The sequence below is a fragment of the Capnocytophaga sp. H4358 genome, assembly GCF_002302515.1.
Classification (GTDB): Bacteria; Bacteroidota; Bacteroidia; order Flavobacteriales; family Flavobacteriaceae; genus Capnocytophaga; species Capnocytophaga canis.
The window spans coordinates 1,106,504-1,118,044 of the sequence record NZ_CP022380.1; the positions used below are offsets into that span (position 1 = coordinate 1,106,504).

Below are 11,541 nucleotides of genomic sequence, written 5' to 3' on the forward strand. Positions count from 1 at the left end.
CTTTTATTTCGCGTACCTTTGCTCCAAAGTTAAATGTTTATACTTCATTGTCTTATGTGGTTATTTGACAAAGAAATAACATTTTTTTGAGACAATATAACAAAAAATGGTGCTTAAAAACCTTGTAAAGCATTGTCTTTTATAGACTTATAAGAGTTATAATGAAAGTGGTTTCATTATAACTCTTATTTTATGTCCAAAACGAATAAAAAATGTCCAGTTTGTGATTCTAATCACATCATCAAAAAAGGAAAAAGAAATGGAAAACAACGCTTTCAATGTGGAGATTGTCAGGCAAATTTTACGATTAAAAACATTGGTGTAAAAAGAAAAAATCAATTCATTTGGTTCAGAAAATGGATAATGGAAAGGCAAGTCTATAAAACCCTTTCGAGGGATAGCTCAATGAGCCAATCTACCCTTCAAAACCTCTTTAAACATTACCTTTCACAAGTTCCTACCCTCAGCATCAAAAGCAAGACAAAGGTTCATCTCTTGATTGATGGCACCTACTTTTCCAATGGATTATGCCTGATACTCTACTACGATTATGACATTCGATATGTGCAACTTTACCGCCAAACCAACAAGGAAAAACTTCGTGATATAAAGCAAGATTTGGAAAACTTAAAGAAGCTGAATGTGGCAGTTTACAGTGTAACCTGCGATGGGCATAAATCTATTTTAGGAGCGGTAAAAAAGGGGGTTCCAGAGGTGATTATCCAAAGATGTTTAGTGCATATTAAACGACAGATTAAGAACTATTTAAGTGGTAGCCCAAAACATTTTATTAGCCAACAGCTTTTGTGTTTATCCAAAGAAATTACGCATCTAAAAACCAATGAACAGGCTAACGATTGGGTAAATAGATTTTACCAGTGGTATGTTAAAAATCAATATTTTATAGAAGAAAAATCAATGAATGAAGAATCTGGATTTCAGTGGTTTAAACATAAAAATCTACACTTAGCTACTTATCATATTATCAATGCCTTACCCAATATGTTTGCATATCTGAAAGATAGTGAAATCCCTTATACTACCAATCGTTTAGAAGCCTATTTTACGCATTTGAAAGAGAAATTAACCTTGCATAGAGGACTTCGTTTTGAGGCTAAAAAGAACTTTATAAAATGGTATTTATATTTTAAAAATCAAGGGGGATAAGGTTTTTTTAGCCATAGGGTTCATCCGATAGTTTTAATAAAAAAGGGTGAGAAAAACTCACCCCTAAAATTATCGTTTTGAACATTGATTGTATTGCTGACAAGTTGCTCCTCAGCAGAGCTTGTTTCCTCTTCCAATCAATGTGCGAAATATAAGCATTTTTTATCAATTATAAAAGTACCATTTTTTACCACATTGCCTTTTTTGAAGGGAGAAAGTTTTTTTACTTTCTCTCTTTTTTCTTTGGGCTAGCCCAAAGAAAAAAGAGAGAAAAACGATTCCAAAAAATTGCACTTACCAATGGAATTTAAGAATAACCTTGGCTATCCTTTCTCTTTCTTCATCGGTCATATTGGAGCCTGATGGTAAGCAAAGTCCGTTGTCAAAAAGGGTTTCAGATACTTTTCCACCGTAGTAAGGAGCGTGGGCAAAGACAGGCTGTAAGTGCATCGGTTTCCACAACGGACGCGACTCTATATTTTCCTCTAAAAACTTCAAACGCAAATCTTCACGATGGAATCCTGCTTTGTCCTCATCAATGACAATTGCCGAAAGCCAATGGTTGGAATAAAAATCCGATGACGGCTCCGTAAACAAAGTTACGCCTTCCATATCCTTGAAAAGTTCCTTGTAGAACGCGTGATTGGCTCTTCTTTGAGCAATTCGTTCTTCCAAAACTTCCATTTGTCCGCGACCGATTCCCGCGGAGATATTGCTCATTCTATAGTTGTACCCAATATGCGAATGCTGATAGTGCGGAGCATTGTCCCTTGCCTGAGTGGAAAGAAATACAGCTTGGTCTTTTTGTTCTTGAGTTTTGCACACCAAAGCCCCTCCGCCCGAAGTGGTTATGATTTTATTTCCATTGAAACTCAAAATAGACATTTCTCCAAACGAACCGCATTTTTGCCCTTTATAGGTACTTCCGAGTGCCTCTGCAGCATCTTCCACTATTGGAATTTCGTATTTTTGGGCGATTTGTAGAATCTCGTCCAATTTTGCGGGCATTCCATAGAGATGCACCACGATAATTGCTTTGGGCTTTTTCCCTTTGACGATGCGATCTTGGATAGCCTCTTCCAAAGCCTGCGGACACATATTCCAAGTCTCGGGTTCGCTATCGATGAATACGGGTGTTGCCCCTTGATAGGCAATAGGATTTGCCGATGCGGAGAAAGTCATACTTTGGCAAATCACCTCATCTCCTGCCTTTACTCCAAGAATAATCAATGCCAAATGCAAAGCTGCCGTACCTGCCGAGAGAGCAGCAATCTTAGTATTTTCTCCAATAAATTTCTCTAAATCTAGCTCAAAATTATTGACATTCGGCCCTAGAGGTGCTACCCAATTTTCATCAAAAGCCTCGTGTATGTATTTGAGTTCATTACCTCCCATATGCGGAGAGGAAAGCCATATTTTTGTGTTCATCTTATTTTGTTTTTCGCAATTTTGCACTATTGTAGCGTGTTTTAATTCAAAAAAATAAAAAATCAACTCCTATTTTAATACATTAAACCAAAATTCCACAAAGGAATGGTATTTAAAAATCCGTGTTCTATATCATCTTTTACCAAAAAACTATTTTGTAAGTTTTGTAGTTGTTTTGAGCCTTTGTTTTTTCCTCCTATTTCAAAACTCATTGTTTCATCTACCATAAAATCAACAGAAGATGAGCTTGTTAAACTATGATTTAATTTCAACTGATTGAAGAAAAATGTCTCCCTAACATTTCCTATTTCTTGACTTTCTTTAGCCAAATTATAATTCAAATTGGTATTTTCCAAATAAATCTTATCCACTTTTCCTAATGCTCTAATACCTTGAGTAGGGCTTCTCAACTGTGCTATAAGACCTGCTTCTTCTAAAAAAAGTAAATAATCGGCTACATTGTTGCGGCTTACTCCTATCATTTCTGCAATTTTACTCATATTGGGTTTAAAAGGTACACTTTGAGCCACAATCATCAGTAAATGTTTTAATTTTCTTCCTGTAGAGATATTCATATCCGCATAAGTAGGTATATCTACTTCCAAAGTTTGATTGATAACTTGATGGAGTTTAACGCCAAAATCTTCCTCTCGTGCAAAAGGATAATAGCCGTTTTTTAAATACTGAACAAACAAAGGCAAAGGTCTTATATCTTTTGGAAATGTTACTTGGTGAGCCAAAATTTGCTCCAAAGTATATTGAGGAAGTTCGATTTGATGAAACAAATTTAAATATTCACGAAAAGAAAGTCCTTGCATTGTATAAAGCACTGCCCTACGGCTTAAATCTGCACTTCCTTTTTTTATATCAAGGACAGACGACCCTGTAAAAACGATTTTCAAATCAGGGTAATAATCATAAATCAATTTAAGTTCCTTTGCCCACTGGGGATATTTATGAATTTCATCAATAAACAAATGTTTTCCTCCAAATTTTACAAAAACATCTGCCAAATCTACCAATTTGTTGGAACCAAAATAAAAATCTTCCGCTGTTACATAAAGTGTTTTATTAGTATCTAACTCATTTTTAATATATTGCAATATCAAAGTAGTTTTTCCCACTCCTCTTGCTCCTACGATACCAATCAAGCGATTTTCCCAATTTATCCTTGAATAAAGATACCGGACAAATCGTATATCTGTATTGGTTATCAAATGATTAGAATACTGAAACAAACTTTCCATTTCTTAATTTTTGTGCAAAGATACGTATTTTTGCACTATCATAGTGCGTTTTATTTGTTTTTTTGCATCGTTACAGTGCATTAAAATCATTTTTCATTTTTATTACCTTAGCGGGATTTCCTACTACAACTGCATAATCTGGAATATCTCTAATGACCACAGCTCCTGCTCCTACGGTTGCCCACTTTCCTATCTTCACGCCTTGTATCACACTTGCTCCGATTCCGATATGCGTTCCCTCTCCTACCTGTACATTCCCAGCAAGAGCTACATTGGGGGATATATGCACAAAATCTTCTATCTTACAATCGTGTTCCACAATAGCACCTGTGTTGACAATACAATGTTTCCCTATTTGCACGTCGGGATTCAGTACAGCATTTGCCATTACCACCGTACCTTCCCCCATTTTTACATAAGAAGAAATCACCGCCGAAGGATGAATGGCTTGAATGTATTTAAAACGATACCTTTCCACTATCTTTTTACGAATCTCATTATTCCCAATAGAAATAATCGCTCCTTGGTCTGACATTCCATTATTAGTGTTTTTTTCTACAGGAATTCCGAAAATTTCTTCACATTTGGGATTATCATCAAGGATTTTATTTACCCTTACACCTGATTTCTGTAAAATATCGACAATAACCTTAGCGTGTCCACTTGCTCCAAATAACAACATCATATATTCCCTTTAAATACTTCCATTGTAGCTTGTCCGTCTTGAGAAATTCCCTCGCGAACAAATACTTTTTTTATGGTTAAAAACAAAATTTTTAAATCTACCCAAAATCCAATGTTATCCACATACCAGACATCGTATTCAAATTTTTTCTCCCAAGAAATGGCATTTCGTCCATTGACTTGAGCCCAACCTGTTATCCCTGGTTTTACCTCGTGCCTTCTCCGCTGAGATTCATTGTAAAGTTCTAAATATTGAGGCAAAAGTGGTCTGGGTCCTATCAAACTCATATCGCCTTTGATGACATTAAACAGCTGAGGAATTTCATCCAAAGAGGTCTTGCGTACAAAGTTACCAATTTTTGTCAATCTATCGGCATCGGAGAGTAAATTTCCTTGCTCGTCTTTTTTATCGTTCATTGTTTTGAACTTAATGATTTTGAAAATCTTCCCGTCTTTTCCTGGTCTAAGCTGAAAGAAAAATGGTTTTCCATCATTGGCAAAAAACAAACCTATGGTAACTATAATAAACACAGGACTCAACAGCAAAAATCCGACGAATGCCAACGAAAAATCCAATAGGGGTTTTATAAGTTTTTTATACATTTTTCTATCCGTTATTATTTTCCATTTTAATACATAAACCCAAACAACCAAAGCGGAATCTTATTCCCTACACCAAATTCAATATCATCGGCTACAACAAAAGATTGTTCTACCTCTCTGATTTGCTTTTTTGTTTTATTTTTTCCTCCAATTTCAAAAATCCAAGTATCATTTACCTTAAAGTCCCCTATATCGGAATATGAAATCTGATGCGTATTCCGAATTTGATTGACGAAAAAGGTTTCGCGAAGACTTCCCCTGTCCACATTTCCAAAGCTATAAGACAAATTGGTATTTTGCATAAAAATCTTATCTGGTTTTTGCAAACGAGTAATGCCTTTGGTGTCTTTGTATAATATGTTAATCAACTGTGCATCATTAAGATATTGGATATAATTCAATAAAGTTTCTCTTGACACACCTACTCTTTCGCTCAATTTACTTATATTCGGCATAAAAGGTACCGACTCAGAAATAGCAAACAGTAACTGTTTGATTTTCGGTAAAAAATGAATGGACACTTCTTTGAGTTGAGGAATTTCTATTTCCAAAATAAAATTAACAACCTCTTGTAATCGAATCAAAAACAAGGATTGCTCCTCTTTGAAGTAGGGATAATAACCATATTTCAAATATTCTTGAAAATATTCAAGAGGTTTTATTTTTTGGACAGTTTCAGCAGATAAAAATGTGTGATTTTCAACAATTTCCTGCAATGAATGTACTCTAAACTCTATCCCTGAAACATAATGAATATATTCTCTGAACGACAATCCGTCTAATTGATAAACTATGGCTCTACGACTTAAATCCGAACGAGAATTTAAAATTTCAAGCATCGATGAGCCAGTAAAAACAATTTTTAGTTCTGGGTAGTCATCATACAGATTTTTAATACTTTGAGACCACAGAGGGTATTTATGTACCTCATCTAAAAACAGAATCTTACCTCCGTGTTTTACAAAAGTATCTGCCAAATCTACCAATTTATTTTCTGTAAACCACAAATCATCTAAACTTACATACAAAACATTTTTCAAATTTTCTGAAAAATGCAGTTTTATGTATTGCAAAAGAAATGTGGTCTTACCTACGCCTCTTTGCCCCTTTATACCAATCAATTTTGTATTCCAATTGATTTCCTTCATCTTACTTCTAACGAAAGAAGTATCAACAGATGCTATTTTTCTGTAAAATTTCTCAATCAATTTCTCCATCTGCAACTGCTTATTTCAAGGCAAATATACAAAATTGCAAAACAATCTTTACAAAAAGACAGAAAAAATGTAAACTACACTTTATAGTTTAATGTTTTAAATCGTAACTATTTAGAAAAATAAATATATAACGATGCCCTATCTTTTCTATACTTTGTTCTTAAACTTACTTAGAATCAAATCATAAGAAACATCTACGGTATATTCACTTAACAAAAATTGGTAGCCATTCTCTCCCAATTGCAACATATCTTGTTTCAAGATGAGATTTATTTTTTCCTGCATTTCTTTTTGGTTTCCAGCGAGTACTTTGTATCCGCATTTTGCCTGTTGTTCTACTATAGTACCAATGTCTGTATTGGAATCCGAAGCTACCAAAACCGGCATTTTCATCTCTAAATAGGATAGTAGCCTTGATGGGAAATTTGGTATCGTAAAGCGTTTGTCCAAGAAAATTAAACCTACATCACACGAAGTCAATAGTTTATCAAAATCATCTTTAGGCAACTTCTGGATAAGTTTGGCGTGAGTTGGTTGATGCTGCTGAAACCAAGTTTTTATTTTTCCATATTCCGTTCCATTTCCTACAATAAGGAAAAAAACATCTTCTCTTTTGGTTGCGGAAATAGTTTCCAAAAGAAAATCTATTCCTTGCGGTTTACCTAAATTTCCTCCGTATACAAAAATCTTTTTATCCAAAGGCATTCCATACTTATTTCGGATACTTTCTTTTTCCGCATCAGAATACTCAAAAGAAATAGGTGTAATGGTATTGGGATTCACTTCTACTTTATCTTCTTGTATTTCAGGATTATGTTTTAAAATATACGCTTGATTTGCGGGAGACATACATCCGATATAATCCGAAATTTGATAGAGTTTTTTTTCTTTTTTTCTAAATATTTTATAGAAAAAATTTCCTTTTTTCATCATTTCTATATCCACTGCATTTTGTGGAAAAATATCTTTCAAGAGAAGATAAGTAATTGCTTTATCTCTTTTCTTTATATATTCTATAGCTCTGGTAAAAGTAATAGGAGGTGTGGTATATAGTACCAAATCATAGGTTTCTTTTGCAAGATATTTTTTTATTGCTTTTTGATATTGGTAATCAATGAGCAATGTTCCTAATCCTTTTTCTATTATATTGGTTTTTTGTATATTGAGTGTTTTTACTTGAAGAATTGATACATTTTTTTCTTGTTGTAGATGGGCAGAAATGTTTTTTCTTCTTTCTATTGGAGTAACGATGGTAATACGATGCCCTTCGTCACGAAATTTTCGCAACAAATCTTGATAAATTCCTCGTTCATTAATAGAGTTTATTTCTATTAATGTCAGAAATAATACATTCATACTTTTTATATTTCTTCGCTCCAAACCACTCGTTTTACATAATCGGTGTAGGAAATGATAATTCGCACCATTTTCTCCGACACATTAGGCATAGAATAGTCCGCAACGGAGCGGAAATTGCGTTGTTCGCCTATTTTTTGAGTTTGCAGCTGAACCAATCCCTGCAAAATTCGTTCCTTTGATAACCCTACCATCATCACACTTGCCTCTTCCATTGCCTCTGGACGCTCGTGTGCCTGACGAATATTCAACGCTCTGAAATTCAATATAGAAGATTCTTCCGAAATGGTTCCAGAATCCGACAATACAGCAAAGGCGTGCATCTGCAAAGCGTTGTAATCGTGAAAACCTAAAGGCTTCAAAAACCGAATATTAGAATGCATCTCCACTTTCATTTTATCGATCATATTTTGGGTACGAGGATGCGTAGAGACAATCACTGGGTAATTATATTTCTCTGCGATAGCATTAAGGGAGTCCATCAGCCCTCGGAAATTCTTCTCCGAATTGATATTTTCCTCTCTATGGGAAGAGACGACAAAAAATTTTCCTTTTTCTAAATTCAACTTCTCCAAAACATTAGACGACTCAATTTGAGGTAAATAATAATTTAACACCTCAAACATTGGCGAACCTGTTTTAATAATTCTATCTGCCGGCAGCCCTTCTCTCAATAAATATTCCCTTGCAATATCAGAATATGTGAGATTGATATCTGCCGTATGATCTACAATCTTCCGATTGGTTTCTTCGGGTACTCTTTGATCAAAACAGCGATTCCCTGCTTCCATATGAAAAATAGGAATATGTCTTTTCTTTGCTGGAATAGCACACAAGCAAGAGTTAGTATCCCCAAGCACCAAAAAAGCGTCGGGCTTTAATGCTTCCAAAAGTGGGTCTATTTTTATCAAAATATTTCCTACGGTTTCGGTGGCTGTTTTCCCTGCTGCTTCTAGAAAATAATCCGGTTTACGAAGCCCTAAATCTTCAAAAAATATTTGATTCAGCTCGTAATCATAATTTTGTCCTGTATGTACGATGATATGTTCCACCGCTTCAGAGGCATCTAAAGCAGATAATACTCTTGATAGTCTAATAATCTCGGGACGGGTACCCACCACCGTCATTACTTTTAATTTTTTCATATTCATTTTTTTTAAAGGAAAAAGGAAAAAGTTTAAAGGAAAAAGGCATTGTTGATTTAATATATTTATCAGAAGTATTTAAATTTACGACTCAATGATAATCAATTAAATAAAATAATTTATTTTTATCGATAACTACAAATACTTAACAATACCAGGAAAAAATCACATACTTTTTACTTCTCTCTTTTTACTTTTCATCCTCTCGCCTTTTTTACTATCGCTCCTAAAATATTTTTAATTTCTTTTGATTCCTGAATAATTTCTTCAATTTCTAAATTAGTGTTTTCCACTTCTTTTATAAGCCTTAACCAATAATTAGTTTCTCGTGCCTCTTTGAGTGAGAAGTTCACTTTATTAACAAAATCAGATTTAGAAGAACCTGCTTGTGCTTCTTCATAATTTGCACCAATTGAAGTAACTGCTCTTATCAATTGATTTTTAACCACCTTCATCTCTGTGGTATTAGAAAGATCTCTTGATAGTTTAATAACCCTCACAGCAAAATCAAAAAATCGTTGTAATAAATCATTATCTTTCATTGCTAATCTTTTACTGAAGGAAAAAGACAAAAGTTTAAAGGGAAAAATTCACATACTTTTTACTTTCCACTTTTTACTTTTTACTTTATAACCTCTACTTCCTCAAAATAAGTATCTGCATCTTCTGGATTATACGGTTCGTTGATCCAAAAAATAGTATATAGCTCTTCTTCTCCTATATTTTTAATGTTATGCGTGTACCATATTGGCATATCTACATAGGCAGGTTCATTACCATCCAAATAGAAATCCAATACTTCATCGGTGCCTATTTTTCGTAGCTGAATTAGAGCTTTTCCTTTGATTACCGCAAACCTTTCTATTTTTCTAGTGTGGTAATGGTTACCTCTTGTAATCCCTGGTACTGTGGTAGAAAACGAACATTGTCCACCAATTCCCAAACGGACGACTTCTACAAAAGCCCCTCTAGGGTCTGTATGTTGGGTAAATTTTACTGGAAAATGCGTCGCATAATCCATATAGGAACGATAGGTATTGAATAAATTAAGCTCGAAAGGAGTGTTTAAAGCAGGTATTTCACCTTTTTCAAAATATTGTACCTTGTATTCTTCTAACAATGCCAAAACCTCCGATACTTTTTTCACCGCAGTAGGCTCCACAAAATATTGTGCCTTGCTCTCCCCTTCTCGGATTTCTTTTAAAATCACGGCAACCAATTCCTGTACATAAATCAATTTTACTTCGCCATCATTTGCAACATTAGGTGTTTGATTATGTGTAAGTTGATAACAAAAAGTCGCAATAAATGAATTATAAAACGGCTTACCAAACGCACCAAAAACATTCGGAATGATAAGTCCTGTAACTTTTCCACCGTTCGTATTTGCCCAATTTACCAATGCCTCTCTACCCTCTTTTTTAGACTTCCCATAAAGATTATCCCGCTCCTCCTGCGTAGAAGAAGAAATTAGGATATGCGCTTTCGAGCCTGTTCTTTCCAAAGCTGCTATCAACTTATCAACCAGACCTACATTGGTTTCGTAAATAACTTGTTCGCTTTCGTGACGATTCATCGCTGCCAGATGCACAATCACATCACACTGAGAGACAAAGGCGTCTAATTCATTTTCATTCTCGAAAATAGATTTATTATAAGGCACTCTTTCAAACTCTTCTGTAAAAAGCCCTAATGTATGATATAGATGCTTTCCCACAAAACCCTCTTGCCCTGTAATTCCTATTTTTTTCAAAACAATACTATTTAAAATTTTTCGAAATCAAATATACCCTTATTAACATAAAAATGCAAGATATTATTCTATAAATTTTTCTTTTCTCTTGCTTCAAAATATTCCAACGGAAAACGATATTCATCTTGCACTTCGCCCAACAGATAATCCGCTAAAACTAATAACTTAGCACCTGCTTCCAAAGCCTGAATGGCTGTAATACATCCTGCTGGAATGTGCAAATAGGTCAAATGCTCATCGGTAAGATGAAAGACTTTTTTTTCTAAATTTTTGGATGGATGCTGAAAATCATCCACTTTTATTACCGAAATTTCAAAACTTCCTTTCACGCAGGCAAACCACCTTTGTTCGATTTGATGTCCTTGCCACCCACGAATAAAATCCGTAGAATGATTTTCTATGGTATAAATCCTCTTGATTTGCGAGGCATCAAAATCATTATTAAAAGTGATGGTTCCTCTTTCGTCTGTATGTTTGTTACCTACATAGAGCATAGAAATTTGAGAATAGATATTAGATTTTTGAAAATCCGAAATAGAAGTTTCACTTTGTAATTTCAGATTTTTATTGTATTTATTCATTGCTCAACAACTTTTTCCTGTATTTAATTAATCCATTCAACAATTTAGCTATTTTCTTCCACTTCTTTTTTGAACACTTTCTAATTCGCTCTCATTTATATAACCGATATTTTTTGGCAATAATCAATTGTGTATCTAACTCCATCAAACTTCCCAACGCAATATACAAGAAACGAATATATTCTTTATCAGAATCCTTAGCTGCACCCTCTGCAATATTTGAAGGGATAGAAACAAACGCTGTACACAATTGATTTGTAATACCATAAATCTCATTTGAAGGGAATTCATTGGTCAATTGATAGATTTTTGTTACTAAATCCATCGATTTTTTCCCATACATTCGACCTCTTGTATATC

The 11,541-nt window shown here is 34.3% G+C and carries 12 protein-coding genes; 1 reads left to right on the forward strand and 11 read right to left on the reverse strand.

Translation table 11 applies throughout. The features are described from left to right. Positions 1-192: 192 nt before the first annotated feature. Positions 193-1,167, forward strand: a complete 975-nt coding sequence (locus CGC49_RS04740; RefSeq protein WP_095911972.1) for a transposase — start codon at positions 193-195, stop codon at positions 1,165-1,167. Positions 1,168-1,461: 294 nt separating this feature from the next. On the opposite strand, the gene CGC49_RS04745 is transcribed toward CGC49_RS04740, so the two are convergent. From CGC49_RS04745 to CGC49_RS04795, 11 genes are all read right to left on the reverse strand, one after another. Then, a complete protein-coding gene (locus CGC49_RS04745; RefSeq protein ID WP_111947373.1) occupies positions 1,462-2,595 on the reverse strand; it encodes a DegT/DnrJ/EryC1/StrS aminotransferase family protein in 1,134 nt (377 codons plus the stop codon). 74 nt (positions 2,596-2,669) lie between these two features. After that, positions 2,670-3,842 (reverse strand): ATP-binding protein, encoded by a 1,173-nt coding sequence (locus CGC49_RS04750; RefSeq protein ID WP_095911973.1) that lies wholly within the window; start codon positions 3,840-3,842, stop codon positions 2,670-2,672. 70 nt (positions 3,843-3,912) lie between these two features. Next, positions 3,913-4,524, reverse strand: coding sequence for an acetyltransferase (locus CGC49_RS04755; RefSeq protein ID WP_095911974.1), 612 nt, complete (start codon positions 4,522-4,524; stop codon positions 3,913-3,915). After that, positions 4,524-5,129 (reverse strand): sugar transferase, encoded by a 606-nt coding sequence (locus tag CGC49_RS04760; RefSeq protein WP_095911975.1) that lies wholly within the window; start codon positions 5,127-5,129, stop codon positions 4,524-4,526. The genes CGC49_RS04755 and CGC49_RS04760 overlap by 1 nt, the downstream gene beginning before the upstream one ends. Positions 5,130-5,155: 26 nt before the next feature. Next, on the reverse strand, positions 5,156-6,346 hold the full coding sequence (locus tag CGC49_RS04765) for an ATP-binding protein (protein ID WP_095911976.1): 1,191 nt from the start codon (positions 6,344-6,346) through the stop codon (positions 5,156-5,158). A 147-nt stretch (positions 6,347-6,493) separates the two neighbouring features. Beyond that, a complete protein-coding gene (locus tag CGC49_RS04770; protein ID WP_095911977.1) occupies positions 6,494-7,702 on the reverse strand; it encodes a glycosyltransferase family 4 protein in 1,209 nt (402 codons plus the stop codon). Between the two features lie 5 nt (positions 7,703-7,707). After that, a complete protein-coding gene (gene wecB, locus CGC49_RS04775) occupies positions 7,708-8,847 on the reverse strand; it encodes a non-hydrolyzing UDP-N-acetylglucosamine 2-epimerase (RefSeq protein WP_002687852.1) in 1,140 nt (379 codons plus the stop codon). A 197-nt stretch (positions 8,848-9,044) separates the two neighbouring features. After that, complete coding sequence (locus tag CGC49_RS04780) at positions 9,045-9,389, reverse strand: four helix bundle protein (RefSeq protein WP_095911978.1); 345 nt, start codon at positions 9,387-9,389, stop codon at positions 9,045-9,047. An 80-nt stretch (positions 9,390-9,469) separates the two neighbouring features. Beyond that, the gene (locus CGC49_RS04785; RefSeq protein WP_095911979.1) at positions 9,470-10,600 is read right to left on the reverse strand and encodes an NAD-dependent epimerase/dehydratase family protein; all 1,131 of its coding nucleotides are present in this window, start codon (positions 10,598-10,600) and stop codon (positions 9,470-9,472) included. A gap of 68 nt (positions 10,601-10,668) precedes the next feature. Further along, positions 10,669-11,181, reverse strand: a complete 513-nt coding sequence (locus CGC49_RS04790; RefSeq protein ID WP_095911980.1) for a WxcM-like domain-containing protein — start codon at positions 11,179-11,181, stop codon at positions 10,669-10,671. Between the two features lie 91 nt (positions 11,182-11,272). After that, positions 11,273-11,506, reverse strand: a complete 234-nt coding sequence (locus tag CGC49_RS04795) for a four helix bundle protein (protein ID WP_095912690.1) — start codon at positions 11,504-11,506, stop codon at positions 11,273-11,275. Positions 11,507-11,541: the final 35 nt, after the last annotated feature.

Excerpts from the sequence above, each read along its gene's own strand:
- CGC49_RS04740 (WP_095911972.1), top strand. The coding sequence starts at position 193 with ATGTCCAAAACGAATAAAAAATGTCCAGTTTGTGATTCTAATCACATC.
- CGC49_RS04745 (WP_111947373.1), bottom strand. The coding sequence starts at position 2,595 with ATGAACACAAAAATATGGCTTTCCTCTCCGCATATGGGAGGTAATGAA.
- CGC49_RS04750 (WP_095911973.1), bottom strand. The coding sequence starts at position 3,842 with ATGGAAAGTTTGTTTCAGTATTCTAATCATTTGATAACCAATACAGAT.
- CGC49_RS04755 (WP_095911974.1), bottom strand. The coding sequence starts at position 4,524 with ATGTTGTTATTTGGAGCAAGTGGACACGCTAAGGTTATTGTCGATATT.
- CGC49_RS04760 (WP_095911975.1), bottom strand. The coding sequence starts at position 5,129 with ATGTATAAAAAACTTATAAAACCCCTATTGGATTTTTCGTTGGCATTC.
- CGC49_RS04765 (WP_095911976.1), bottom strand. The coding sequence starts at position 6,346 with ATGGAGAAATTGATTGAGAAATTTTACAGAAAAATAGCATCTGTTGAT.
- CGC49_RS04770 (WP_095911977.1), bottom strand. The coding sequence starts at position 7,702 with ATGAATGTATTATTTCTGACATTAATAGAAATAAACTCTATTAATGAA.
- wecB (WP_002687852.1), bottom strand. The coding sequence starts at position 8,847 with ATGAAAAAATTAAAAGTAATGACGGTGGTGGGTACCCGTCCCGAGATT.
- CGC49_RS04780 (WP_095911978.1), bottom strand. The coding sequence starts at position 9,389 with ATGAAAGATAATGATTTATTACAACGATTTTTTGATTTTGCTGTGAGG.
- CGC49_RS04790 (WP_095911980.1), bottom strand. The coding sequence starts at position 11,181 with ATGAATAAATACAATAAAAATCTGAAATTACAAAGTGAAACTTCTATT.
- CGC49_RS04795 (WP_095912690.1), bottom strand. The coding sequence starts at position 11,506 with ATGGATTTAGTAACAAAAATCTATCAATTGACCAATGAATTCCCTTCA.